This is a genomic window from Streptomyces sp. NPDC001678 (assembly GCF_042892945.1).
Classification (GTDB): Bacteria; Actinomycetota; Actinomycetes; order Streptomycetales; family Streptomycetaceae; genus Streptomyces.
The window spans coordinates 630,263-655,618 of sequence record NZ_JBIAUP010000002.1 but is presented as its reverse complement, the minus strand read 5'-3'; the positions used below and the strand labels follow the sequence as shown (position 1 = coordinate 655,618).

Genomic DNA, 25,356 nt, shown 5'->3' with positions numbered 1-25,356 from the left:
TGTCGGACGTCGTGGACGGGAGATGACAGATGTCATGGACAAATCCATGCCCGGACGCACACGAGCCCCCGTGCCGCTGGGGCACGGGGGCTCGTGGGGGACGTGCGAGGGGCTCGCTCAGCCCGTCTGCTGGATCGTCCCGACGCGCTCGGCGGGCGTCTTGCCGCGCAGCGCCTTGCCGAGGGCGCCCGCGACGTCCTGCGGGGTGACGGGCTTCTTGGTGCCGTCGCCGCGCTGGATGAGGACGCCGTCGAACTTCTTGCCGTAGAGCTTCTTGAGCTCCTCCAGGTCGTAGCTCTCGACGAGCTTGCCGCCCACCTCCTTGACGGAGAGGATCTTCGGCAGCGACAGCTCCGGCCCGAACTGGATGCTGTGGGCCGCGTCCGCCTGCACGGTGACCAGAGCGGACATCGCGGGCTTCGCGAACTCGTTCATCATCCGGTCGACCTCGGCGTTGGTCACCTTCGGCTGCTGCGCGGACGTCGTCAGCTCGACGGGCTTGTCCTTGCCGGTGGCCGCGCGGTCGCGGTAGGCCTGGGCGATCGCCTTGACCGACTTGTCCACGTCCACGCCCTCGTACGGCTTCCCGTAGACGGGGACGGCCTTGCCCGGCTCGAACTTGATCGTGCCGTCCGTCGCCGAGCCGGTGTCACCGGCCAGCGACTTGAGGGCGGCGGCGACCTTCTCCTCGTCGACGTTCAGGGCGGGCTCGGCGGCGTGGGTGTTGCCGATGAGCGAGCCCAGGACGGTGACGGGGTTGTAGTCCCGGCCGGACGCGTCGCGCACGGTGGCCTGGGTGTCGATGGACAGGCCCGCCACGGAGGGCTTGAGGGCGGCCGGCTTGCCGCCGATGGAGAGCTTCAGCGGGGCGGTGGCGCGGTCGCCGAGGGCCGAGTCGAGCTTCTTGACGGCCTCGTCCTTGGACTTGCCGCCGATGTCGACGCCGAGAACGGTGGTGCCGTTCGGGACGTCGGCGTGGTCGAGCAGCAGCCCCGCCGCGTAGGCGGCGGCGACCAGGCCGATGACCCCGCCGCCCAGGAGGACGAGCTTGGAGCGGCCCTTCTTCTTGGGCGCGGGCTTGGGTGCCACCTTGCCGGCCGGCTTGGCCGCCGGGGCCGGCGGCTTGGGCACGCCGGTACCGGACTTCGCCGGCGGGGGCGGGACGGCCCCCTTGGGCTTGGGCACGGCGATGCGCGGCGCACCGGCGTCCGCCGGGGGCTTCGGCACCTGCCCGGCGGTCGCCGGAGGAACGTTCGGCACGCCACTGACGAGCGTCTCGCCGGCCGGCCTCGGTACGGACCCGGACGGTGCGCCCGGCGCACCCGGCGCGCCCGGTGCGGGCATGCCGACGGGAGCGGAAGCGGAAGGGGAAGCGGAACCCTTTGGTCCGCGCTTCTTCTTGCCCTTGCCCGCACCGCCGCCCTGCGGAGCGCCGCCCTGCGGGGCCGGCGGCGGGACCACGGGAACGCCCTGGCGCGGTGTGTCGGTGCGCCCGGTCGCGAACGCGGCGCCTCCGGCGGGCACGCCACCGATGGTGGGGCCGACGGTGGGCATGGACATCTGCTGGGTGGTCCCGGCGTTCGGCGCACCGCCCTTGGCACCCGGACCACCGGGACGGCCCTTGCCGCCGGGCGGCGGCACGGCACCGGCGGCGGCACCCGGGCCACCCGGCTGCGGCATGCCGCCGGTCGTCGCGGCGTCACCGGGCCACGGCACACCGCCGTTCGCACCGGGAACACCCGGCTGCGGAACGGCACCGGTCGTCGAGGCATCGCCCGGCCACGGCGCACCGCCGCCGACGGCACCCGGACCACCCGGCTGCTGTCCGCCGCCGGCCGTCATACCGTCACCCGGCCACGGGGCACCGCCCTTGCCGACGGGGCCACCCGGCTGCGGCACGGCACCCGCCGTCGAAGCGTCACCCGGCCACGGCGCACCCGCGCCCGCGGCACCCCGACCGCCCTGGCGGCCCTTGCCACCGGACTGCGGGACGCCGACCGGCGTCGAGGCGTCACCCGGCCACGGCGCACCACCGTTGGCACCGGGGCCGCCCGGGTGGCCCTTGCCACCCGGCTGCTGTCCGCCACCGGCCGGCGAGGCGTCGCCGGGCCACGGCGCACCGCCCGTCGGCGCGGGGTCGTCGGGGTGCTGCATGGCGCCCTGCGGGGTGGACGTGCCGGGCCAGTCGTCGCCGGCGGCGGCCGCGCGGCGGCGTGCCGCGCCCTTGCCCGTGGGGAGGCCCTGCTGCGCGCCACCGGTCGGCGTACCGTCACCCGGCCACGGGGCACCGCCGTTGCCGGTGGGGCCGCCCGTCTGGGGCATACCGCCGGTCGTCGCGGGGTCGCCCTGCCACGGCGCGCCGGCATCCGGCACGGGCGGCTGCGGCATCGCGCCGGTCGTCGAGGCGTCGGCCGGCCACGGCGCACCGCCGCCGGCGGCACCGGGAGCGCCCGTCTGCGGCACACCCTGCGGCATGCCGCCGGTCGTCGCGGGGTCGCCCTGCCAGGGCGCGCCGGCGCCCGGTACGGGCGGCTGCGGCATCGCGGCGGTGGTGGAGGGGTCCTGCGGCCAGGAGCCGCCGGAGCCCGCGGCCGGGGCGGGGGCGGGGGCGGGGTTGCCGCCGTACGCGCCACGGGCGGCGGCGCCGCGGCGCGGCAGCGGCGGCGCCTGCTTGCCGGCGGAGCCGGAGCCCGCGCCGCCCACGGGCGGCTGGCGGCGGGCCGCTGCGGGCGGCGGCGGGGTCGTCCCGGAGGACTTGCGCGGCGCGAACCAGTCGCTCGTCCCGGAACCCGAACCGGAATCGGAAGCGGAACCCGAACCGGAGCCCGCGGCGGCGGCCGCGCCGGCCGCGGCGGCGGGGGACTTCTTGCCCGTCTTGGGGCGCGTCGGCAGGCCGGACTTACGGGACCCGGCGGGAGCGGAGGCGGCGGGCGCGGCGGGCGCGGCCGGACCGGAGGCCGCGCCGGGCCCGGACGGCGCGGCGGCGGCCGCGTCCGCGGCGCCGCCCTCGCCGTCGACGGTCGTACGCATGACGACGGGCGGAATGGGGCGCGAGCCGGGGATGTTGATGCGGATCCGCGTCGTCATCGTGGTCTCGGTCTTCGGCTCGTTCGGCCTGGCGGCCGAGGCCGGCGGAGCGGCGGGGCCCGGTGCGGCTTCCTCCCCCTGGGGGGACCCGTAGGGCGTGGTGCCCGAGGGGTAGGCGGCACCACCGCGGCCCTGGGCCCCGGAGGACGAACTGTCAGATGCACGGCTCAAAGCAGGATCTCCCGGTTACTCTTCGCCGCCCTCTTTTGACCTCGCTTGGGGTCGCCCATGCCGGAGGCCAGGGGAGGCTCGGCGGCGCGCACCACCATACTGGGGACCACGGGCCCGTATTCGACGACTGCTGGATCACTCCCCCGACCGGCCGGATGACAGTCGGGTAGAAATCATCACGACACTTCCCAAGTCGGGCCTAAGCGCCGTCCGGTTGCGGCACTTTCGCAACCGTGGCGCACATCACAGCGACGCCCATGCCGCCCAGGAGGTAGGCGTACGAGCCCAGGCCGGCCGCGAAGAGGAAGTCGCCCTCCGGCCGGCCGGCCGCCAGGATCAGCACGGAGACGAGCCAGCCCGTGCCGGCCGCCGCGCCGCCGATGCGGCTGCGGGTGGCGACCACCGAGCCGTAGCACAGCCCGCCGACGGCGAGGAGGGCCAGCAGCAGCCCGCCGGGGAACCAGCCGCCCTGGACGAGGGCGCCCGCGACGCCCGTCACGAAGCCGAGGACGGCCAGGCCCAGATAGGCGGCGAGCCGTCCGGGGCCGGGCACGGTGAAGAGTCCGCTGTTGTCCATGGGCCCGGTCACACACCCGTCCCGGCGAACAGGTCGTCCTCGCGGGCGCCCGGGGCCGCCCCCGGCTCGCCCCGGACGAGCCGGTAGTACTCGGTGGGGAAGAGCGGCTGGCCCAGGTCGTTGGAGAGGGCGAAGAAGGGGCCGTCCACGGCGATCTGCGTGGCGTGCGCGCGCATCGCCGCCGCCTTCCGGTCCGCGTGGGCGGAGGCGTCGACCGCCGCCGTCACGTCCTCGTCGGGCAGCACGCCGGGGACGTCGTCGACGGAGGCGATGCCGGGGAAGAGGTCGCCCTCCCGGCCGGCCTCGCGCAGCCGGGCGAAGCCGGCCTCGACCACGGAGCGCGGGACGCAGTTCCAGTAGATCTTCGCGATCGTGTGGGGGTCGCCCAGGTCGCGGCGGAAGGCCGGCTCGGCGGCGAGGTCCGCGGCGCGCATCGCGACGCGGTGGGCCTGGATGTGGTCCGGGTGGCCGTAGCCGCCGTTCTCGTCATAGGTGATCAGGACCTGGGGGCGTACCCGGCGGATCACCTCCACGAGGGACGCGGCGGCCTCGTCCACGTCGGCCCGCCAGAAGCAGTCCGGGCGGTCGTTCTGCGGGGCGCCCATCATGCCGGAGTCGCGGTAGCGGCCGGCCCCGCCGAGGAGGAGGTGGTCGGTGACGCCCAGCTCCGCCATGGCGGCGTCCAGTTCGCCCGCGCGGTGGGCGCCGAGGGTGTCGTCCCGGTCGGCGGCCAGGTGCGCCAGGGCGGGCGGGATCACCTCGCCCTCCTCTCCGAGCGTGCAGGTCACCAGCGTGACGTGGGCACCCTCGGCGGCGTACTTGGCCATGGTCGCGCCATTGTTGATCGACTCGTCGTCCGGGTGCGCGTGCACCAGGAGCAGCCGGCGGCCGGGAAGATCGGTCATGGGGACAGCCTACGGTTCACGGCGGTCCGCCGGGTTGCCGCCCGCGACCGCCGCGCACCGCGCCCGCCTCCGCCGGTCGCCCCGGCCGGGCGGGCCCGTCCGGCCCATCAGAACTTGATGTTGCTGACCATGGCCGTGACGCTGGATGTGAACTGGTGGATGGTCGGGCCCACGGAGGAGCTGGCGAGGTAGAACCCCAGCAGCACGCAGATCGCGGCGTGGCCCGTCTTCAGCCCGGATTTCCGGACCAGCAGGATGACGATGATCGCCAGCAGCACCACCGCCGAAATCGAGAGTGCCACAGCGGCTCACCTCCAGGGACGCGCGGTCGGACGGACGGCTTCGAGCGGATGGCATACGAATGCCCGAGGGCACGCGGACACCGGAGTTCATACCCACTATGCGCGAGCGATCATAACTTTCCGTGCGCGGGCATGACTCGGAGCACAGGAGCAAACACGGGGCGCACGGCGAGTTCTCGCCGTCTTGGGTGAACCCGGTGGTAAGGGCCGTAGGCTCCCCCGCATGACCGGACAGCTCTCGTTCCCCCGTCAGCACGCCCGTACTCAGCGCTTCACCCTGGGCGCGCCCCGTTCCTTCAGCGTCTCCCCGGACGGCTCGCGCGTCGTCTTCCTGCGCTCCCGCGCGGGCACCGACCGGGCGAACGTCCTGTGGGTGCTGGATCTGGAGGAGGGCCGGGAGTATCCGGCCGCCGATCCGTTCGCGCTGCTGGAAGGCGCGGACGAGGAGTTGTCCGCCGAGGAGCGGGCGCGTCGCGAGCGCAGCCGCGAAGGGGCGGCGGGCGTGGTGTCGTACGCGGTGGACGCCGCGGTGGAGCTGGCCGCGTTCGCGCTCTCCGGACGGCTGTTCGTGGCCGAGCTGCGCGGCGGCACGGCCCGTGAACTGTACGTCCCGGGCCCGGTGAGCGACCCCCGGCCGTCCCCCGACGGGCGGCACGTGGCGTTCGTCGCGCACAACTCCCTTCAGGTGGTGGAGGCCGACGGCGACGACCGCGCCACGGTCCTGGCCGGGCCGGACGGGGAGACCGTCTCCTGGGGGCTGGCGGAGTTCATCGCGGCCGAGGAGATGGACCGTTCGCGCGGCTTCTGGTGGTCGCCGGACGGCGACGCCCTGCTGGTCGCCCGCGTGGACGACGCGCCCGTGCGCCGCTGGTGGATCGCCGACCCGGCCCACCCGGAGGCGGCGCCCGCCGAGGTCGCCTACCCGGCGGCCGGCACCCCCAACGCGGAGGTGTCGCTCTGTCTGGTGGGCCTGGACGGCACCCGGACGGACATCGAGTGGGACCGCGAGCGCTTCCCCTATCTCGCGCGGGCGCACTGGTCGGCCGACGGGCCGCCGCTGCTCCTCGTCCAGGCCCGTGACCAGCGGACCCAGGCGTATCTGGCCGTCGACACGGCCTCCGGGTCCACGCGGGTCCTGCGCACGGACGAGGATCCGAAGTGGCTTGAACTTTTCGATGGTGTGCCCGCGTGGACGCCCTCCGGGGAGCTGCTGCGGATCGGCGACGAGAGCGGGGCCCGGGTCCTGACGGCCGGCGACCGGGCGTTGACGGGGCCGGATCTCCACGTCCTGGCGGTGCTGGACATCGGGGAGGACGACATCCTGTTCTCCGCCTCCGCCGGAGCGGGAGCCTCCGATCCGGAGGTGGGCGAGGCCCATGTGTACCGGGTGGGCGAGCGGGGCGTGGAGCGCGTCTCGGAGGGCCGGGGCCGGCACTCGGCGGTCCGTACGGGCGCGGTGACCGTCCTGGCGTCGGCGGACCCGGAGCGGCCCGGGACGGAGGTCCGGGTGCTGCGCGACGGCAAGCAGATCTCCTCCGTGGTCTCCCACGCCGAGACGCCGGTGCTGGCGGCCCGGCCCCGCTTCGTCCGGGCGGGCGCCCGCCGGATCCCCACCGCCGTGCTGCTGCCGAGCGGTTACCGGGAGGGCGACGGCCCGCTGCCGGTGCTCATGGACCCCTACGGCGGGCCGCACGGGCTGCGCGTCGCCGCCACGCACAACGCCCATCTGACCTCGCAGTGGTTCGCCGACCAGGGCTTCGCGGTCGTCGTCGCGGACGGCCGGGGCACCCCGCACACCTCGCCGGCCTGGGAGAAGGCCGTCCACGAGGACTTCGCGGGCGCCACCCTGGACGACCAGGTGGAGGCGCTGGAGGCGCTGGCGGAGGAGTTCCCGCTGGACCTCGGCCGGGTGGGCATCCGCGGCTGGTCGTACGGCGGCTATCTGGCGGCCCTCGCGGTGCTGCGCCGCCCCGACGTCTTCCACGCCGCCGTGGCGGGCGCGCCGGTCACCGACTGGCGGCTGTACGACACCCACTACACCGAGCGCTATCTGGGCCTGCCCGAGGAGCGGCCCGAGGTGTACGCGCGGAACTCCCTCGTCACCGACGACGGTCTGTCGTCGCCGGCGGAACAAACCCGTCCGCTGATGATCGTCCACGGTCTCGCGGACGACAATGTGGTCGCCGCGCACACCCTGCGGCTCTCCTCGGCACTGCTGGCGGCGGGCCGTCCGCACGAGGTGCTGCCGCTGTCGGGCGTGACGCACATGACCCCGCAGGAGCAGGTGGCGGAGAATCTGCTGCTGCTCCAAGTGGACTTCCTCAAGCGATCGTTGAAGATCGCCTGACCCTCTTGGGGTGACACCGGGCGCGGCGTGCTTGACCTGCTGTCAAGCACGCCGCCACCTCGATCCGCACAACCTTCGCCCAAAAAGCGGGAGAAGACCGCATCCCCCGCACCGGCCCCCTTGACTGCACCGCTCGCACATTGCGAAAGTCCGCTCAGCTCACCCGTGTTGGTGATTGCCACGAGTGGCCGTGGTGACGAGAGTTGCGGGGGATGTGCGCGATGACGAGTCCTTCCCAGAGCCCTTCCGAGGCGCCCTCCCCGGCCTCCCCGCCCGCCGGGGCCGCCGTCGCGGGGGCGGCCGGGCTCGTGGGCCGCTCGCCCGGACAGCTGATGTGGCGGCGCTTCAGACGCGACCGCACCGGCGTCGTCTCTGCCTGGATCGTGCTGTTCTTCTTCGTGGTCGCGCTGGCGGCCCCGCTGATCTCCCTGCTCTACGGCAAGGACCCCACGACGACGTACGGGCTCAACGAGACCGGGCTGCTCAATCAGTACGGCTATCCGGTCCGGCCCAACGGCGGCATCTCCGGGGAGTTCTGGTTCGGCATCGAGCCGACCCTGGGCCGCGATGTGCTCACCCAGCTCGTCTACGGCATCCGCACCTCGCTGCTGATCGCCGCCGCGGCCACCGTGCTGTGCGTGCTCACCGGCATCCTGGTCGGGGTGACCGCCGGGTACGTGGGCGGCCGGACCGACTACTTCCTGGGCCGCTTCATCGACCTGCTGCTGGCCTTCCCGGCCCAGCTGTCGTTCGTCGCCTTCACGCCCGTCGTCTACTCCCTCTTCGTCAGCCCCGGCAAGGAGACCCCCACCTATCTGCGGGTGATCACCCTGATCCTGGTGCTGTGGGTGCTGGGCTGGATGGGGCTCGCGCGGCTGCTGCGCGGGCAGGTGCTCAGCCTGCGGGAGCGGGAGTTCATCGAGGCGGCGAAGGTCACCGGCGCCTCGCCCTGGCGGATCATCACCAAGGAGCTGCTGCCCAACCTCTGGACGCCGATCCTGGTGCAGGCGACGCTGATGCTGCCCACGACCGTGACGATCGAGGCGGGGCTGTCCTTCATCGGCGTGGGGATCCTGGAGCCCACGCCCGACTGGGGCCGGATGTTCGCCAATGGCGCCAAGTACTACGAAAGCGACATCACCTATATCTTCTTCCCCGGGCTCGCGATGATCGTCTTCGTGGTCGCCTTCAATCTGCTCGGGGACTCCGTCCGGGACGCCTTCGACCCCCGGACCAGACGCTGACGGCCCACCGGCCACGCGTCACTGCCATGACATGTCACGATCCGTCCGGCGAACAGGCAGGTGCAGCGATCCATGACTCGTAGGCCAAGGTCCTATAAGGGCAGAGTCCGGCTCTCGGCCGTCGCCGTGGCGGCGGGCGCCGTGGTGCTCTCCGCGTGCAGCAGCGGAGGCGGTGGCGGCGGGGACGGTGACAAGAGCCAGGGGCCGGGCGAGGACAAGACCAGGTCCGCCAACTACTCCATCGGCACCAAGGCCGACTCCACCGGCCCGGCCCCCGAGGTCCAGGGCGCCAGGAAGGGCGGCACGGTCGGCGTCCTCCAGCGCGACGCCTTCAACCACCTGGACCCGGGCCAGATCTACTACGCCGACGTCCTCACCGACCAGATGCTCTACAACCGCACCCTGACCTCCTACAAGACGGACGACAAGGGCCGGGTCAAGGTCGTCGGCGACCTCGCCACCGACGCGGGCACGCCCTCGGACGGCGGCCGCACCTGGAAGTTCACCCTCAAGGACGGGCTGAAGTTCGAGGACGGCTCGCCGATCACCGCCAAGGACATCCGCTGGGGCGTCGAGCGGCTCTACGCCTCCTTCGAGACGGACGGCCCCCTCTACATCCCCCAGTGGCTCTCCGGCGACGGCAACGATTTCCGCAAGGCGCTGCCCGACGGCCCCTACAAGGGACAGCACCTGCCGGCGTCCGTCCTGGACACCCCCGACGACAAGACGGTGGTCTTCCACTTCCGCTCGCCGCACGCCGACACCCCCTTCGCCACCGCCATGCCCAACATCGGCCCGGTCAAGGCCGAGAAGGACACCCAGCAGAAGTACGACAACGCACCCTTCTCCTCCGGCCCGTACAAGGTCGGCGACTACAAGGTCGGCAAATCCCTCACGCTCGTGCGCAACGAGCACTGGGACGCCAAGAGCGACCCCATCCGCCACCAGTACGCGGACAGGTTCGAGATCAGCTTCGGCCACCAGTACGCCGACTCGACCCGGCGTTTCCTGGCCGACCAGGGCGCCGACAAGAACACCATGTCGTTCAGCAACGCCGTCGCCCCGGAGATGACGGAGAAGGTCCTCGCCCAGGCCGACACCAAGAGCCGCCGGCTGCTGGAGATCCAGCCGTACGTCGACTACATCAGCTTCAACACCAGCCGCCTCAAGGACGTAAGGGTCCGCAAGGCCCTCGCCTACGCCATGCCCAACGGGCAGATCCTCCAGCAGAACGGCGGGGCGACCGCCGGGGTGATCGCCACCAACTTCCTCTCCCCCGCCATGGACGGCTACCGGCCGACCGACCCCTTCGGGAAGAAGGCCAAGCCCGCCGGCGACCCCGAGAAGGCCAAGGAGCTGCTGAAGGAGGCCGGAAAGCTCGGCCAGGAGGTCGTCTACGCCTACGCCAACACCGACGTCCAGCAGAAGGTCCAGGTCGTGGTCGTCCAGGCCCTGGAGCGGGCGGGCTTCAAGGTGCAGCGCAAGGAGATCGACTCCAACATCTGGCGCACCGAGATCGCGAAGGTGAAGAACGACTTCGACCTCTACCGCACCTCCTGGGGCGCGGACTGGCCGGTCTCCTCGACCGTCGTCCCGCCGCTCTTCGACGGCCGCCAGATCGCCGACGGCTCCCAGAACTACGGCCACCTCGACGACGCCAAGGTGAACGCGGAGGTCGACCGCATCAGCGCCCTGCCCGATGTGAAGCAGGCGGCCCCCGCGTGGCAGAAGCTCGCCGACAAGATCCTCACAGAGGACGTCCCGGGCGTGCCGACCTTCTACAACAACCAGTTCTCGCTGTGGGGTTCGAACCTCGGCGGGATCAAGTACCACCCGGTGTACGGGACGGTCGACCCGACGGCCGTGTTCGTGAAGCGGTGAGCTCGTGCTGAGATTCCTCGCCCGCCGAACCCTCGGCGCGATCGTCATCATCCTGCTGATCAGCGCGATCACGTTCTTCCTCTTCTTCGCGCTGCCCTCCGAGCCCGCCCTGATGTCCTGCGGCAAGAACTGCACCGCCGACTCCCTCGCGGTGATCAACAAGAACCTCGGCCTCGACCAGCCCGTGCCCGTCCAGTACTGGCACTACATGGTGGGCATCTTCGCCGGCCGCGACCTCACCGTCGGCCACTGCCCGGCCCCCTGCTTCGGCTACTCCTTCTCCAACCAGCAGCCGGTCTGGGGCACGATCGTCGACCGCTTCCCCACCACGCTCTCCATCACCATCGGCGGCGCGGCCGTCTTCCTGACCGTCGGCGTGGGCATCGGCATGCTCGCCGCCGCCTTCCGGGGCACCTGGATCGACAAGGCCGTCAGCTCCCTGTCCCTCCTCGGCAACGCCCTGCAGATCTACTTCGTGGGCGTCATCGCGCTGGCCGTGCTGGTCAGCGGGCTCCACTGGATGGACAACCCCGCCTACTACCCGATCACCGAGAACCCGGTGAAGTGGTTCACGGGCATGATCATCCCCTGGCTGGTGCTCTCCATCATCTTCATCGCCAACTACAGCCGGATGACCCGCTCCCAGATGATCGAGCAGCTCGCCGAGGACCATGTGCGCACCGCGCGCGCCAAGGGCCTCGGCAGACGCACGGTCTTCTTCCGCTACGCGTGGCGCGGGGCGATGGCACCGATCGTCACCATCTTCGGCATCGACCTGGGCTCGCTGTTCGGCGGGGCGATCATCACGGAGTTCACCTTCAGCCTCCACGGCCTGGGGCGGCTCGCGGTCTCCTCCGTCAGCGAGACGGACCTGCCGACGCTGATGGCCGTGATGCTCGTCGGCTGCACGGCGATCGTCGTCGCCAACATCGTCGTCGACGCGGCGTACGCGTTCATCGACCCGAGGGTACGGCTGGCATGACCGAGGGCGAGCCCGGGCCCCGACCTGGAGAACGACACGTGATCACCGACCGTCCGGCCACCGGCACCCCCACCGCCGACCGCCCGTTCCTCGCCATCAAGAACCTCCGCGTCCGCTTCCATACGGAGGACGGCACCGTCCACGCCGTGGACGACCTCTCTCTCGACCTCCACCGCGGCCGCACCCTCGGCATCGTCGGCGAGTCCGGCTCCGGCAAGTCCGTCACCGGGCTCGCCGTGCTGGGGCTCCACGAGCCGCGCAGCACCGCGATCGAGGGCGGGATCCTCCTCGACGGCCAGGAGTTGACGGCCGCCCCCGAGTCCGTCCTGGAGAAGCTCCGCGGCGACAAGGTCGCGATGATCTTCCAGGACTCGCTGACCGCCCTCTCCCCCTACTACACCGTCGGCCGGCAGATCGCCGAGCCCTTCCGCAAGCACACCGGCGCCTCCCGCCGCGACGCGCGGCTGCGCGCGACCGAGATGCTGGAGAAGGTCGGCATCCCCAACCCCGCGCTGCGCGTGGACGACTACCCCCACCAGTTCTCCGGCGGGATGCGGCAACGCGCGATGATCGCCATGGCCCTGGTCTGCGACCCCGAGCTGCTGATCGCCGACGAGCCGACCACGGCCCTCGACGTCACCGTCCAGGCGCAGATCCTCGATCTGCTGGGGGACCTCCAGCGGCAGTCCGGTTCGTCGATCGTCCTGATCACCCACGACCTGGGCGTCGTCGCCAACACCGTCGACGACCTGCTGGTGATGTACGCGGGCCGGGTCGTCGAGCGCGGCCCGGTCCGCGAGGTGCTGCGCGAGCCCCACCACCCCTACACCTGGGGCCTGCTGGGCTCGATGCCACGCCTCACCTCGGACGTGGAGGCGCCGCTCACCCCCATTCCCGGCACCCCGCCGAGCCTGCTGGCGCCGCCGCCCGGCTGCCCGTTCCAGCCGCGGTGCGCGTACACCTCCCTCGTCGGGGGCGACCGGTGCCAAACGGAACGCCCGGAGGCGCCGGCGGGCCGCGGGGCGGCCTGCCACCTCACGGCCGGTCAACGGCACACCGTCTTCACCGAGCAGATCAGGCCCCGACTGGGCTGAGGAGCGCCTCCACCATGACCCACAGCATTCCCCCGCAGGGCGAGCAGCGGCCGCTGCTCGTCGCCGAGGGCCTGACCAAACACTTCCCGATCATGGGCGGCTTCCCGGTGAAACGGAGGGTCGGCGCCGTCCAGGCGGTGGACGGGATCGATCTGGCCATACGGGCCGGGGAGAGCTTCGGCCTCGTCGGCGAGTCCGGCTGCGGCAAGTCCACGACGGGCCGGCTGCTGACCCGGCTGCTGGAGCCGACGGCCGGCCGGATCCACTACCGGGGCGAGGACATCACCCACGCCGACCGCGGACGGCTGGCCCCGATCCGCTCCGAGATCCAGATGATCTTCCAGGATCCCTACTCCTCGCTGAACCCCCGGCAGACCGTCGGCAAGATCATCTCCGGGCCCATGGAGATCAACGGCATCGCTCCCCCGGGCGGCCGCGAGGCCCGGGTGCGCGAGCTGCTGGAGGTCGTCGGCCTCAGCCCCGAGCACTACAACCGCTTCCCGCACGAGTTCTCCGGCGGCCAGCGGCAGCGCATCGGCGTGGCCCGCGCGCTGGCGCTGGAGCCCAAGGTGATCGTCGCGGACGAGCCGGTGTCGGCCCTGGACGTCTCCATCCAGGCCCAGGTGGTCAATCTGCTGGCCCGGCTCCGGCGTGAGCTGGGCATCGCGTTCCTGTTCATCGCCCACGACCTGGCCGTCGTACGGCACTTCTCCCAGCGCGTTGCGGTGATGTACCTCGGCAGGATCGTGGAATCCGGCGACCGGGACGACATCTACCGGCGCCCCCGCCACCCGTACACCCACGCGCTGCTGTCGGCGGTGCCGGAGGCGTCGGACACCGCCGACGGACCGGCCCGGGAGAGGATCCGGCTGACCGGGGACGTCCCCTCCCCGATCCGGCCGCCGTCCGGCTGCCGCTTCCGTACACGCTGCTGGAAGGCGCGGGAGAAGTGCGCGGAGGAGGTGCCTCCACTGGTGCCGGCCGAGGGCGACGGGGAGGGGCATCTGACCGCGTGTCACTTTCCCGAGTTCCGGCCCGGCCCGTAATGAAAGGCTCCGGGTTACCGTGAAGGGGCGCGCGAAACCGGCGCGCAGCAAGCGGAACACCACCCCACCGATCCATGCGCTGTCCCTTCAGGAAATCGACGAGCTCGAGAAGGAGGTGCACGCCATGCGCAAAATCATCCTCACCGGGGCTCTTTTCGCCCGGCTCACCCGTAAGGACCGCCTCACCCTGCCGTACTCGTACTACTGAGCCGGCACGGTGACCTCACCCGGTGGCCGCGGCAGCGATGTCGCGGCCACCGGCCTTCCGTCCACCGAGCTTCCGTCCACCGGCCTTCCGTCCACCGGCCTTCCGTCCACCGACCGACCTGCGAGGCGTCCATGACCACCGCCGCTTCCTCCGGCGCCGGCACCGGCGCCGGCATCCCGGGCCCGGGCGGGGACAAGTACCTGGGAAATCTCCACGCGTTCAGCACGGACCCGCTCGGCTTCCTGACCGAGTGCTCCCGCACCTACGGGGACGTGGTGCGGCTCGGCGCCAGCAATGTGCTGCTGACCGATCCGGGCGACGTCGAGCGGATGCTGGTCGACCGGAACGCGAAGTTCTCCAAGGCCGGCGCGGACACCCGGCGCGGCTCGCGCCGTCAGGGCTTCCCGCTGTCGACCATGAACAGCGACGGCGCCACCTGGCAGGCCAAACGGCACCGGATGCAGCCCGCCTTCGGCCGCAAGCTCTCCACCAAGGCGGCGGAGATCGTCGCCGACCAGGGCGAGCGCATGCTCGCCGGCTGGCGCCCCGGCACCCCTCGTGACCTCCAGGCCGACGTCTCCGTGCTGACACTGCGGCTGGTGACGTCGCTGATGTTCGGTGACGAGTTCGGCGAGGAGGACACCGACGGGATCGCCCGGCTGGTCGCCCCCATCATGGACCTGTCCACCTCCCCCGTGCTGCTGCCCGAATGGGTGCCCACCCCGCGCAAGCTGCGCATCCGGCGCTCGATGGCCCGCGTCGACCGCACCCTGCGCGCCCTGGCCGCCTCCCCCGCGGCCGCCGACCCCGACCGGGCACCCGTCCTCCACGCCCTCGTCCACGGGGACCCGACCCCGACCCCGGACGAGCTCCGCGACGAGCTCGCCACCCTGATCATGGCCGGGTTCGAGACGACGAACGACGCCGTCGTCTGGACGAGCGTCCTCCTCGCCCGCCACCCCGAGATCGCCGAACGGGTACGGGCGGAGGCCGAGGCAGCGTTCACCACCACCCCGGCCGGGCTCGCCCGCATGGAGGCGCTGCCGTACACCAACGCGGTGGTCCGCGAGTCCCTTCGGCTCTACCCGCCGGTCTGGCTGACCAGCCGGGACGCCACCGAGGACATGGAGTTCAGCGGCCACCTGATCCCCGCCGGGACGACGGTGACCGTCAGCCAGTGGGTCGCCCACCGCGACCCCCGCCACTGGGAGGACGCCGAGGAGTTCCGCCCCGGGCGCTGGACGGGCAAGGGCCCGTCGGTGCCCCGCGGTTCGTACTTCCCCTTCGGCCTCGGGCCGCGCGTCTGCGTCGGCGCGGCGGTCGCGACGACGGAGACGGTGCACATCGTCGCGGACATCTGGCGCCGCTTCCGGCTGGAGCTCGTCCGGCCGGAGCGGATCCGGCCGAGGCCGGCCTTGGCCTTGCAGCCGGTAGGGGTCGAAGTCGTCCCGAGGGAGTGGTAGGCCGGGCTGATTTCAGCCCGGCCGGCGTTTGAGGACCGGGGGTCCGGGGGCGGAGCCCCCGGGAAACGGTGAAAGGGCGGGACCGGGGCCTCCTCACTCCCCCGGCACGACATGACGCTCCTCCGCGAAGTGACAAGCCGACGCATGCGCCACCGGCCCCCCGCCCCGGAACCACTCCGGCACCTCCAGCCCCGGTACCACCTCCGCGCACTTCTCCCGCGCCTTCCAGCACCGCGTACGGAAGCGGCAGCCGGACGGCGGGTCCGCCGGGGACGGGATGTCCCCGGCCAGCAGGATCCGTTCGCGCCGCTCCCGCGCCAGCGGATCCGGCACCGGAACAGCGGAGAGCAGCGCCTGCGTATACGGATGCGTGGGGTGGTCGTAGATCTCCCGGTCCGTGCCCACCTCCGCGAAGCGCCCGAGGTACATCACCGCGACCCGGTCGGAGATGTGCCGCACCACCGACAGGTCGTGGGCGATGAAGACGTACGACAGCTTGAACTCCTCCTGGAGCCGCGCCAGCAGATTGACCACCTGCGCCTGCACCGAGACGTCCAGCGCCGAGACCGGCTCGTCGGCCACGATCACCTCGGGCCGCAGCGCCAGCCCCCGCGCGATGCCGATGCGCTGCCGCTGTCCCCCGCTGAACTGGTGCGGATAGCGGTTGATGTGCTCGGGGTTGAGGCCGACGACCTCCAGCAGCTCCCGGACCCGCGCCCGCCGGCTGCCCTTGGGCGCGGCCTCGGGGTGGATCTCGAAGGGCTCCCCGACGATGTCGCCGACCGTCATCCGGGGGTTGAGCGAGGTGTACGGGTCCTGGAAGACCATCTGGATGTTGCGGCGGACGGCCTTGAGCGCCCGCCCCGACAGCCGGGTGATGTCGTCGCCCTTGTAGAGGATCCGCCCGGCGGTCGGCCGTTCCAGGTGGACGAGGAGCTTGGCGACGGTGGACTTGCCGCAGCCGGACTCCCCCACGATGCCGAGCGTCTCGCCGCGCCGCAGGTCGAAGGAGAGGTCGTCCACGGCGTGGACGGCGCCGACCTGTTTCTTGAAGAGGATGCCCCGGTGCAGCGGATAGTGCTTGACCAGGTCCCGCACCTCAAGGATCGCCTCACCCACAGCCCCTCCCTCAGCCTTTACCGGACTCACCGAGGGTCTCCTTCCAGAAGTGGCAGGCGCTGCCGCGCCCCGGGGCCACGTCGAACAGCGGTGGCCGGTCGGTGCGGCAGATGTCCTGGGCCAGGGGGCAGCGCGGGTTGAAGGGGCAGCCGGGCGGGATGGCGGTGAGGCTGGGCGGCATGCCCTTGATCGCGTAGAGCTCCCGGCCCTTCTGGTCCAGGCGGGGGATGGAGTCCAGCAGGCCCTTGGTGTACGGGTGGGCGGGCGCGGCGTAGAGCTCGCGCACCGGGGCGGTCTCGACGATCCGGCCCGCGTACATCACCGCGATCCGGTCGGCGACGTCGGCGACGACACCCAGGTCATGGGTGATGAGGATGAGCCCCATGTTGTACTCGCCCTGCAACTCCGCCAGCAGGTCCATCACCTGGGCCTGGACGGTCACGTCCAGCGCGGTCGTCGGCTCGTCGGCGATGATCAGGTCCGGCTCCAGGGCCAGCGCCATCGCGATCATGATGCGCTGACGCATACCGCCCGAGAACTGATGGGGGTAGTCCCCGGCGCGTTCCTTCGCCGCCGGGATGCGGACCCGGTCCATCAGCCGGACGGCCCGGGCGCGGGCGTCCTTGCGGGTCATGCCCTCGTGGACCTCGTACATCTCGCCGAGCTGGGCGCCGACGGTCATCACGGGGTTCAGCGCGGAGAGGGCGTCCTGGAAGATCATGGCCAGTTTGGCGCCGCGGATCCGGCGGCGGTGCTCCTCGCCCATGGTGAGCAGGTCGCGGCCGCGGAAGAGGACCTCGCCGCCGGTGACCCGGCCGGGCGGCGAGTCGAGGATGCCCATGACGGCCTGGGCGGTCACGGACTTGCCGGAGCCGGACTCGCCGAGCACCGCGAGGGTCTCGCCGGCGTCGACGGAGTAGCTGACGCCGTTGACGGCCTTGGCCACCCCGTCCCGGGTGCGGAACTCCACGCGCAGGTCGCGTACGTCGAGCAGGGTGTTCGTCATGTCGCCCTTCCTCAGCGCAGCTTGGGGTCGAGGGCGTCGCGCACCGCGTCGCCGAGCATGATGAACGCGAGCACCGTGATGCTCAGCGCCCCCGCCGGCCACAGCAGCATGTGCGGGGCGTTGCGGATCTGGATCGAGGCGTTGGAGATGTCGATCCCCCAGGAGACGGTGGGCGGCCGGAGGCCGACTCCGACGAAGGACAAGGTCGCCTCCAGCGCGATGTAGGTGCCCAGCGCGATGGTCGCGACGACGATGACGGGCGCGACGGCGTTGGGCGCGATGTGGCGGAGCAGCAGGCGGGCGTTGCCGGCGCCGAGGGCGCGCGCGGCCTGGACGTAGTCGTGCTGTTTGGCGCCGACGACCGCGCCGCGGGCGATCCGGGAGATCTGCGGCCAGCCCAGCAGCACGATGAAGCCGACGACCGGCCAGACGGAGCCGCTGGGGACGACGGAGAGGAAGACGAGTCCGCCGAGGATGATCGGGATGCCGAAGAAGATGTCGGCGAGCCGGGAGAGCAGCGCGTCCCACCAGCCGCCGTAGAACCCGGCGAGCCCGCCGAGGACGCTGCCGAGCAGCGCGGCCCCGGCGGTGGCGCAGACGCCGACGGTGATGGAGGCCCGCGCGCCGTGCACCGTACGGGTGTAGACGTCGCAGCCCTGGGTGTCGAAGCCGAAGGGGTGGCCGGGTGCGGGGCCGTCCTGGGCCCTGGCGAGGTCGCAGCTGAGCGGGTTGCCGCCGGCGACGGCGCCCGGCCAGATCGCGATGAGGACGAGGAAGGCGATGACGAGCGCGGAGACGAGGAAGACGGGGTTGCGGCGCAGGTCGTGCCAGGCGTCGGACCAGAGGCTGCGGGCCTTGCCGCTGCCGGTGCCGCCGGGGACGGGGCCGTTCTCGAGACTCGCCGCGTCGCTGGTGGCCAGGGTCATGGCGCCGCCGTCCCCGGGTGTGATGGTGGCGTTGGGGTCGGAGGGGTCGGCGTACGGGGGCTCCGGGAGTCCCGGAGGTGGCCCGGGCGACGGCGGCGGTGGGGTGTCAGGCATAGCGGATCCTCGGGTCGAGCACGGCGTAGAGGAGGTCGACGAGCAGGTTCGCCATGAGGAAGACGATGACGAGGATGGTCACGAAGCCGACGACGGTCGGCGAGTTCTGCCGGAGGATGCCCTGGTAGAGCTGGAATCCGACGCCGTGGATGTTGAAGATCCGCTCGGTGACGATGGCGCCGCCCATCAGGGCGCCGATGTCGGTGCCGATGAAGGTGACGACGGGGATGAGGGAGTTGCGCAGCAGGTGCCGGGTGATGACGCGGTGCCGGGGCAGGCCCTTGGCGACGGCGGTGCGGAGGTAGTCGGCGCGGGAGTTCTCGGCGATGGAGGTGCGGGTGAGGCGGGTGACGTAGGCGAGCGAGGTGAGGGCGAGCACGACGCCCGGCAGGAGGAGTTCGTCGAAGGGCGCCTCGGGCGATACGGACGGGGAGACCACCGCCCATTTGACGCCGATGAGGTACTGGAGCACATAGCCGCTGACGAAGGTCGGCACGGAGACCACGATCAGGGTGAGCAGCAGCACGGTGGTGTCCAGGGAGCGGCCGCGGCGCAGTCCGCTGAGAAGGCCCAGGGTGACGCCGATGACGATCTCGAAGAGGATGGCGACGATCGTGAGGCGTACGGTCACGGGGAAGGCGTCGGCCATCAGCTCCAGGACCTCCTGGCCGTTGAAGGCGGTGCCGAAGTCGCCGGTGAGGATCTGCCCCATGTAGTGGGCGTATTGGAGCCAGAGGGGCTTGTCGAGGTAGAGCTCCTGGCGGATGCGCGCGGCGGTCGCGGGGTCGGGCGCCTTGTCGCCGAAGAGCGCGGCGATGGGGTCGCCGAGGGCGTACACCATGAGGAAGATCAGGAACGTGCTGCCGATGAACACGGGGATCATCTGGAGCAGCCGCCGGATCACATACCGTCCCATCAGGACTCCCGATTCGTTCGGCCGAGGCGGCTACTTGGGCGGCTATTTGACGGTGATCCGCTCGTAGACGGGCACGCTGAAGGGGTTGAGCTCGACGTCGGTGATGTCGGTGGAGTAGCCGGCGCTGCCGTTCTGGTACCAGAGCGGGATGGCGGGCATCTGAGCGGCGAGGATCCTCTCCGCCTGCTGGAACTTCGCGACGGCCTTGGCCGTGTCGGATTCGGCGTTGGCCTCGTCGACGAGCTTGTCGAAGCCCGGGTCGCTGAACTTCCCGTAGTTGGAGGAGGCGTCGGTGTAGTAGAGCGGCTGGAGGAAGTTCTGGACGAGCGGGTAGTCCATCTGCCAGCCGGAGCGGAACATGCCGGTCATCCGGTGGTCGGTGATCTGGTTGCGGAAGTCGGCGAAGGTGCCGACGGGGTTGACGGTGCAGGCCTGGTCCTTGCCCAGGGCGTTGTTGATGCTGTTGCAGACGGCGTCCATCCACAGCCGGTGGGAGCCGGTGTCGACGTTCGAGGTGATGGTGACCCGGCCGCCGGGGAGCCCGCCGCCCTCCTCGATGAGCTTCCTGGCCCGGGTGGGGTCGTAGCCGCAGGCGTCGCCGCACAGCCCTTCCCGGTAGCCGCCCTTGGCACCGAGGACGGGTGAGGTCCAGTCGGTGGCGGGGGTGCGGGTCCTGCGGTAGATCTGCTCGGTGATCTGCTTGCGGTCGATGGCCATGGACAGGCCCTGGCGGACCTTCTCCATGCCGGGCTTGTTCCAGGCGGCGTCGTACATGGGGAAGACGAGGGTCTGGATGATGCCGGCGGGCTGGTTGATGTAGCGGTCGCCGAGGTCCTTCGCGACGTTCTTCAGCTGGGCGCTGGGGATGTCGTCGACGAGGTCGATGTTGCCGGCCTGGAGGTCGGTGTAGGCGGTGTTGTTGTCGGTGTAGACCCGTAGCTCCACTCCACTGTTGCGGGCCTTGTCGGGCCCCGCGTAGCCGTCCCAGCGGGTGAGCCTCATCTGGGAGCCCTTGGTGTACGAGTCGATGAGGTACGGCCCGTTGCCGATGGGCTTCTTCAGCCACTTCTCGTGCTGGTCGAAGAAGGCCCTGGGCAGCGGCGCGTAGGCGGTGTAGCCGAGGGTGTCGGGCCAGGTGGAGAACGTGGTGCGCAGGGCGACGGTGAAGGTCCGCTCGTCCTTGACGGCGAGGCCGGAGAGGGTACGGGCGGTGGGGGACCCGTTGGCGGGGTGGACCTTCTCGTAACCCTCGACGTCCTGGAAGAAGGAGGCGTTCTTCTGTTTGTTGTCGACGAGGGCGGCGTAGTTCCAGGCGTCGACGAAGGACCTCGCGGTGACCTTCTCGCCGTCGCTGAAGGTCCAGCCGTCCTTGAGGGTGACGGTGAAGTGCCGCTGGTCGGGGCTGACGATCTTCTCGGCGACCATGTCGACGGCGGCGCCGGTCCTGGGGTCGTACCGCTTCAGCCCCCGGAAGATCATGTCGAGTACCTTGCCGCCCTGCACCTCATTGGTGTTGGCGGGCTCCAGCGGCCCCTGCGGATCCCCCCACGAGGCCCGTACCGCCCCCACGGCGGTGCCGCCCCCGCCGCTGCCACAGCCGCCGGCCAGCAGGGCGACGGCCGCGCAGCAGGCGAGCCCGGCCGCGGCCCTGACGCGCGTGCCTCGACCGCGTAGCCGCATGGATGCCTCCTTGGTCGGACGGGCCGGAGCCGGGGCCGGGGCCGGGCGTGCTGCCAGGCCACATATCACCTCATGAGGCGTTATAAATCGGCACTCATAACACGGCTTGTCATAGAAACCGCCCATATGCGGGAGTGAGGACCGCCACCGGGGCGGGGCAAGGATGAAGGGCCGGAAGGGGGGCTCCACCGCACGAGAGGCCCCGGATGCCCCCCACCGCCCACCCCCACCCCCACCCCCACAAGACCTGGTTCATCACCGGCACCTCCTCGGGCATCGGCCGCCAGCTGACCGAGCTGCTGCTCGTCCGGGGCTGCCGCGTCGCCGCCACGGCACGGCGGACCGAGACCCTGGACGACCTCGCGGCGGAGCACGGCGACCGGCTGCTGGTCCTCTCCCTGGACGTCACCGACACGCCGGCCGTCCGGCGGGTCGTCGACGAGGCGTTCGCGGCGTTCGGCCGCGTCGACGTCGTGGTGAACAACGCGGGCTACGGGCTCTTCGGCGCGGCCGAGGAGCTGACGGACGAGCAGATCGCCCGGCAGCTCGCCACCAATCTCACCGGCTCGATCCAGGTGGCCCGGGCGGCCCTGCCCCACCTGCGGGAGCAGGGCGGGGGCCGGATCGTCCAGATCTCCAGCATCGGCGGCCAGATCGCCTTCCCGCTGCTGAGCCTGTACCACGCCACCAAATGGGGCATCGAAGGGTTCTTCGAATCACTGCGCCAGGAGGTCGCCCCCTTCGGCATCCAGACCACGATCGTCGAGCCGGGCGCGATCCGCACCGCCTTCGTCGACCGGGGCCTCGACCGGGCGGCTCCCCTGGAGGCGTACGAGGACACCGACCTCGGCGAGTTCCGCCGCAGCATGCTCGCCGGAACCGCGATCGACCCCATCGGCGACCCGGCCAGACTGGCCCGCGCCGTCATCGACAGCGCCGACCAGGACCCCGCCCCCACCCGCCTCGTCCTCGGCAGCGACGCGTACGAGATGGGGAGGACGGCGCTGTCGCAGCGGCTGGCCGACCTGGAGGCGCAGCGGAGCGTGGCGTACTCGACGGACGCGGAGGACGCGCGGGGCTGAGGGAGCGGCAGAGGTCAACCGTCACACGCGTGTACTGAAAAACAGGTGTGTCAGTCGGTTGTGGCAAGGTGCCATATGAAGCAATCGCACATGTGACGGGGACCGGGGATCGGGGGATTCGGTGACAGCGTGGGACATTCGTCCGGCGGAAGTGGGCGGGGTGCTCCAACGGACGGCGACGGCGGCGGAGGGCCTGTCGAAGGCGGGCCAGAACGTGCAGAAGACGCTGCCGAGCGCCGCGACGGCGGCGGGCACGATCAGCGGCATGGTCTGCGGCCCGGTGCCGAGCGGTCCCGTCGCGGGGGCGCTGAGCGAGTTCGCCAAAAAGTGGTCGGGCGACCTGCAGTACATCGCCAAGCGCACGGCCGCCTCGCTGAACGGCGCGTCCGAGGCCACCCGTCACTACGTCGAGGGCGACCTGGAGATGGCCGCGACCACCCAGAGCGACGCCCTTAAACAGCCCGAGATAGACATGCCCGGGCAGGGCGGCGGGGGCAAGGACGGTGAGAAGAAGTGAGCGACGAGGAGCTCATCGTCCCCTCGGGCATACCCCAGTTCACGGGCAACGTCGACACGCTGGTGTCCGATGCCAAGACCATGGCCTCGGACGCCAAGCTCTTCCGCGACTCGGGCGCGTCCGTCCACTCCACGTTCCAGGGCCTCCAGGCCTGTTACAAGGCGCCGGAGGCGGAGAAGCTCTTCGCGACGACGGCACCGGTGGCGACGAAGGCCGGCGCGTTCGCGAGCGACCTCGAAAAGGTCTCCGGCGCGCTGAGCACCTACGCGAGCGAGATACGCCCGCTGGCCAAGAAGCTCGGCGACCTCAAGGACGAGGCCGTCGCCTTCGTCGCGAGCGTCGAGGGCGACGACCACTGGCGCCGGGACAAGAAGAAGGTCGACCACAACAACAGCCTGTGGCGCAGCGTCAACGCCACGGTCGCGGCCTTCACCGACGCCGAACGCTCCTGCCACGACAAGATCGTCGCCCTGGTCGGCGGGGACAAGCTCACCGTCGACGACGGCTCCCACAAGCCGAACATGTACGGCTACAAGGCGAGCGACCTCGACCACGCCGAGTCGACGCCGTGGGGCTCGATGGCGGAGCGCGAGTACACGGGCATCGCCTGGCTGGGCCACCAGATCAAGAGCTTCGTCTGGGACGGCTTCATCGTCGACGGCGTCTGGGGCACCATCACGGGCCTGGGCACCCTCGTCGGCACCGACGGCTGGGACAAGGCCGGCCAGGCCTGGACGGGCCTCGCCAAACTCGCCACGGGCATCGCCATCACCGCCTCCCCGCTGGGGGCGGCCTACTGGATGGCCCCCGAGGACAAACTCCCCAGCTGGCTGCGCGACTCGCGCACGGCGATGAAGGAGACGGGCAAGGCCCTCGTCGCCTACGACCAGTGGGGCAAGAACCCGGCCCGCGCGGCGGGCGGGGTGACCTTCAACGTTCTCACCACGGTTTTCACGGGCGGTTCGGGCGCGGCGGCAAAGGGCGGCGCTGTCGCGAAGACCGTATCGGTGCTCGGCAAGGCGGGCCGGATCGTCGATCCGATCACATATGTGGGCAAGGCGGGCAAGTTCACCTTCGTCAAGGTGGGCGACCTGATGTCAGGCCTGAAGAACCTCCGGGTGGGCTCGACGGTCCACCTCGCGGAAGAAACGTTCAAGCTCCCGGGGGAGGGCGCGGCCCTCCCGAAACGCCCGCCGAACCTGCCGGAGACCGCGGTCCCGTTCCTCGCCGACGGCAACAAGGTCGTCTACCTCGAAAAGGGCAGCAGCCGCTTCTTCGACGCGGAGGGCAAGGAACTCCAGGCCGCGACGAAGGAACTCTCGGCGGACGAACGCGCCGCGAAGGCAGCCGCCGAGCGGCAGAAGCAGCCGCAGCACTCCACGGTTTCGGAGCGCGAAAAGGTCCCGGTCGCGGCGAGCGTCCACGCGGGCGGCGACGCGACGGCGCCAGCGGCGCGCGGCGGCGGGCACATACCCGCGGGCGGGCACACGCCGGGCCAGGCCTCCCAACACGTACCGGGCGACGGGCATGCACCGGGTGGCGCGGCTGGACATGAGACCGGTGGAGCGGCAAACCGCACAGGGGCAACCACCCACACCGGCGAACACTCCGCATCGTCATCCGGCCACGGCACCCCGGGCGGGTCCGATGCCGGACACGCGTCCGGGCCCGGCCACGCCGGAGAGCCCGGCCCATCCGGCGTGGTCCCCGTCCAACAGCACCCTGGCGGCACCGGTACGGGTGCCGGCTCGAGCAGTCACGGCCCTTCCGGGCAACACGCGAACCCCGGATCGGGCGGCCATCGCCCTTGGGACGATCTGACCGAGACGGAGAAGAAGGACATCATCCGCGAGCAGATCGGAAAGGCGAACGACAAGAATTCGACATGGTTCGATGACCATTACTATGACGATGGCCGACGCCACTCCATCTACAAGGCAGATGCCGACAACGGATATCCGCTTCCACAGCTGAAGAAGGATCCAAGTAACCCCGGAAAATGGATCGACGCCAACGATCGCCCGGCGGCAGCCAATGAGAAGAATCGATTCTCCCCCTATCATGTCGTGGGGGCCCGGGACGGGGTGAGCGGGGACCATCTCAAAGCACTCGACGCTTCTGCAGCCGACCGCAAGGCCTCGTTGGAGCTCTTCACGGCAGAGCGCGAGTACAAGAAGAACCCGTCGCCGGTGACGGAGCAGGCCGTCAAGGACGCACGCGAGGCCTTCGGCGTCGATCGCGCCAACAACAGCAAAATAAGTGAGAAGTTCGGCGAGGACGTGGCCGAGTTTCACGCCATGCCGGAAAACTTCCCGGATGCCGCAAAGATCGAGGACCTCTACAAGCCCCCGAACGGCAGCCGTGCGTTCGACCAGGTATGGGAACGACCGGACGGCCACTACGTCGTGGTCGAGGCGAAGGCTCCGGACGGAAGACTGGGCACACGCGAGGGGAACGGCTCCGCGACCCTTCGCACGAAGCTGGTGAAGCAAGGGACCCGCGATTACTTGCTCACCATCCTCGCCGACATGGAGGACCGCGCCGCACAGGTGCCGAGGGACGCCGAGTTGGCAGAAAAGATCAGGGAAGCCCTGGATGCAGGGAAAGTGGATTACGTAAAGGTCCAAGCCGAAAATAATCTCGGCCAGTATGCTGGCTATGAGCTCACGCACTTCGACATCAGGTAGAG

Annotated in this window: 20 protein-coding genes; 11 read left to right on the top strand and 9 right to left on the bottom strand. The window is 71.1% G+C overall.

Annotation, left to right across the window (positions count from 1 at the left end; genetic code table 11):
- Positions 1-117 precede the first annotated feature (117 nt).
- From ACFYZR_RS06605 to ACFYZR_RS06590, 4 genes are all read right to left on the bottom strand, one after another.
- A complete protein-coding gene (locus ACFYZR_RS06605) occupies positions 118-3,258 on the bottom strand; it encodes a hypothetical protein (RefSeq protein ID WP_391905896.1) in 3,141 nt (1,046 codons plus the stop codon).
- A gap of 199 nt (positions 3,259-3,457) precedes the next feature.
- Positions 3,458-3,835, bottom strand: coding sequence for a DUF6113 family protein (locus tag ACFYZR_RS06600; RefSeq protein WP_391905893.1), 378 nt, complete (start codon positions 3,833-3,835; stop codon positions 3,458-3,460).
- 8 nt (positions 3,836-3,843) lie between these two features.
- The gene (gene mshB, locus ACFYZR_RS06595) at positions 3,844-4,740 is read right to left on the bottom strand and encodes an N-acetyl-1-D-myo-inositol-2-amino-2-deoxy-alpha-D-glucopyranoside deacetylase (protein ID WP_391905890.1); all 897 of its coding nucleotides are present in this window, start codon (positions 4,738-4,740) and stop codon (positions 3,844-3,846) included.
- A gap of 107 nt (positions 4,741-4,847) precedes the next feature.
- A complete protein-coding gene (locus ACFYZR_RS06590; RefSeq protein ID WP_126915863.1) occupies positions 4,848-5,042 on the bottom strand; it encodes a hypothetical protein in 195 nt (64 codons plus the stop codon).
- 223 nt (positions 5,043-5,265) lie between these two features.
- Here ACFYZR_RS06590 and ACFYZR_RS06585 point away from each other — a divergent pair, with 223 nt between their 5' ends.
- From ACFYZR_RS06585 to ACFYZR_RS06550, 8 genes are all read left to right on the top strand, one after another.
- Positions 5,266-7,389, top strand: a complete 2,124-nt coding sequence (locus ACFYZR_RS06585) for an alpha/beta fold hydrolase (RefSeq protein WP_391905887.1) — start codon at positions 5,266-5,268, stop codon at positions 7,387-7,389.
- Positions 7,390-7,610: 221 nt separating this feature from the next.
- Complete coding sequence (locus ACFYZR_RS06580; protein WP_391905884.1) at positions 7,611-8,633, top strand: ABC transporter permease; 1,023 nt, start codon at positions 7,611-7,613, stop codon at positions 8,631-8,633.
- Positions 8,634-8,705: 72 nt separating this feature from the next.
- The gene (locus ACFYZR_RS06575; protein WP_391905882.1) at positions 8,706-10,514 is read left to right on the top strand and encodes an ABC transporter substrate-binding protein; all 1,809 of its coding nucleotides are present in this window, start codon (positions 8,706-8,708) and stop codon (positions 10,512-10,514) included.
- Between the two features lie 4 nt (positions 10,515-10,518).
- Positions 10,519-11,496, top strand: a complete 978-nt coding sequence (locus tag ACFYZR_RS06570; protein WP_391905879.1) for an ABC transporter permease — start codon at positions 10,519-10,521, stop codon at positions 11,494-11,496.
- A complete protein-coding gene (locus tag ACFYZR_RS06565) occupies positions 11,493-12,590 on the top strand; it encodes an ABC transporter ATP-binding protein (RefSeq protein ID WP_391905877.1) in 1,098 nt (365 codons plus the stop codon). The genes ACFYZR_RS06570 and ACFYZR_RS06565 overlap by 4 nt, the downstream gene beginning before the upstream one ends.
- A 14-nt stretch (positions 12,591-12,604) precedes the next feature.
- The gene (locus ACFYZR_RS06560; RefSeq protein WP_391905874.1) at positions 12,605-13,636 is read left to right on the top strand and encodes an ABC transporter ATP-binding protein; all 1,032 of its coding nucleotides are present in this window, start codon (positions 12,605-12,607) and stop codon (positions 13,634-13,636) included.
- Between the two features lie 19 nt (positions 13,637-13,655).
- On the top strand, positions 13,656-13,844 hold the full coding sequence (locus tag ACFYZR_RS06555) for a cittilin family RiPP precursor (RefSeq protein ID WP_391905871.1): 189 nt from the start codon (positions 13,656-13,658) through the stop codon (positions 13,842-13,844).
- A gap of 131 nt (positions 13,845-13,975) precedes the next feature.
- Positions 13,976-15,307, top strand: a complete 1,332-nt coding sequence (locus ACFYZR_RS06550; RefSeq protein WP_391905868.1) for a cytochrome P450 — start codon at positions 13,976-13,978, stop codon at positions 15,305-15,307.
- Between the two features lie 93 nt (positions 15,308-15,400).
- On the opposite strand, the gene ACFYZR_RS06545 is transcribed toward ACFYZR_RS06550, so the two are convergent.
- The 5 genes from ACFYZR_RS06545 to ACFYZR_RS06525 form a co-directional block, all read right to left on the bottom strand.
- A complete protein-coding gene (locus ACFYZR_RS06545) occupies positions 15,401-16,426 on the bottom strand; it encodes an ABC transporter ATP-binding protein (protein WP_391905865.1) in 1,026 nt (341 codons plus the stop codon).
- A gap of 10 nt (positions 16,427-16,436) precedes the next feature.
- Positions 16,437-17,432 carry an ABC transporter ATP-binding protein gene (locus ACFYZR_RS06540; protein WP_391905862.1) on the bottom strand — a complete coding sequence of 332 codons (996 nt, stop codon included), beginning with the start codon at positions 17,430-17,432 and terminating at the stop codon, positions 16,437-16,439.
- An 11-nt stretch (positions 17,433-17,443) separates the two neighbouring features.
- Positions 17,444-18,358, bottom strand: coding sequence for an ABC transporter permease (locus ACFYZR_RS06535; RefSeq protein ID WP_391906064.1), 915 nt, complete (start codon positions 18,356-18,358; stop codon positions 17,444-17,446).
- Between the two features lie 106 nt (positions 18,359-18,464).
- Positions 18,465-19,388: an ABC transporter permease gene (locus ACFYZR_RS06530; protein WP_391905859.1), complete on the bottom strand. Its 924-nt coding sequence runs from the start codon at positions 19,386-19,388 to the stop codon at positions 18,465-18,467.
- 42 nt (positions 19,389-19,430) lie between these two features.
- On the bottom strand, positions 19,431-21,068 hold the full coding sequence (locus tag ACFYZR_RS06525; protein WP_391905856.1) for an ABC transporter substrate-binding protein: 1,638 nt from the start codon (positions 21,066-21,068) through the stop codon (positions 19,431-19,433).
- A gap of 206 nt (positions 21,069-21,274) precedes the next feature.
- Here ACFYZR_RS06525 and ACFYZR_RS06520 point away from each other — a divergent pair, with 206 nt between their 5' ends.
- The 3 genes from ACFYZR_RS06520 (at position 21,275) to ACFYZR_RS06510 (ending at position 25,354) form a co-directional block, all read left to right on the top strand.
- Entirely contained in the window at positions 21,275-22,150 is an 876-nt protein-coding gene (locus ACFYZR_RS06520; protein ID WP_391905853.1) for an SDR family oxidoreductase, read from the top strand.
- 121 nt (positions 22,151-22,271) lie between these two features.
- A complete protein-coding gene (locus ACFYZR_RS06515) occupies positions 22,272-22,667 on the top strand; it encodes a DUF6507 family protein (RefSeq protein WP_391905851.1) in 396 nt (131 codons plus the stop codon).
- 200 nt (positions 22,668-22,867) lie between these two features.
- The gene (locus ACFYZR_RS06510) at positions 22,868-25,354 is read left to right on the top strand and encodes a hypothetical protein (RefSeq protein WP_391905848.1); all 2,487 of its coding nucleotides are present in this window, start codon (positions 22,868-22,870) and stop codon (positions 25,352-25,354) included.
- Positions 25,355-25,356 lie beyond the last annotated feature (2 nt).

Coding starts and splice junctions, on each gene's coding strand:
- ACFYZR_RS06600 (WP_391905893.1), bottom strand. CDS start 3,835: ATGGACAACAGCGGACTCTTCACCGTGCCCGGCCCCGGACGGCTCGCC.
- mshB (WP_391905890.1), bottom strand. CDS start 4,740: ATGACCGATCTTCCCGGCCGCCGGCTGCTCCTGGTGCACGCGCACCCG.
- ACFYZR_RS06585 (WP_391905887.1), top strand. CDS start 5,266: ATGACCGGACAGCTCTCGTTCCCCCGTCAGCACGCCCGTACTCAGCGC.
- ACFYZR_RS06580 (WP_391905884.1), top strand. CDS start 7,611: ATGACGAGTCCTTCCCAGAGCCCTTCCGAGGCGCCCTCCCCGGCCTCC.
- ACFYZR_RS06575 (WP_391905882.1), top strand. CDS start 8,706: ATGACTCGTAGGCCAAGGTCCTATAAGGGCAGAGTCCGGCTCTCGGCC.
- ACFYZR_RS06565 (WP_391905877.1), top strand. CDS start 11,493: ATGACCGAGGGCGAGCCCGGGCCCCGACCTGGAGAACGACACGTGATC.
- ACFYZR_RS06560 (WP_391905874.1), top strand. CDS start 12,605: ATGACCCACAGCATTCCCCCGCAGGGCGAGCAGCGGCCGCTGCTCGTC.
- ACFYZR_RS06550 (WP_391905868.1), top strand. CDS start 13,976: ATGACCACCGCCGCTTCCTCCGGCGCCGGCACCGGCGCCGGCATCCCG.
- ACFYZR_RS06540 (WP_391905862.1), bottom strand. CDS start 17,432: ATGACGAACACCCTGCTCGACGTACGCGACCTGCGCGTGGAGTTCCGC.
- ACFYZR_RS06535 (WP_391906064.1), bottom strand. CDS start 18,358: ATGACCCTGGCCACCAGCGACGCGGCGAGTCTCGAGAACGGCCCCGTC.
- ACFYZR_RS06530 (WP_391905859.1), bottom strand. CDS start 19,388: ATGGGACGGTATGTGATCCGGCGGCTGCTCCAGATGATCCCCGTGTTC.
- ACFYZR_RS06525 (WP_391905856.1), bottom strand. CDS start 21,068: ATGCGGCTACGCGGTCGAGGCACGCGCGTCAGGGCCGCGGCCGGGCTC.
- ACFYZR_RS06520 (WP_391905853.1), top strand. CDS start 21,275: ATGCCCCCCACCGCCCACCCCCACCCCCACCCCCACAAGACCTGGTTC.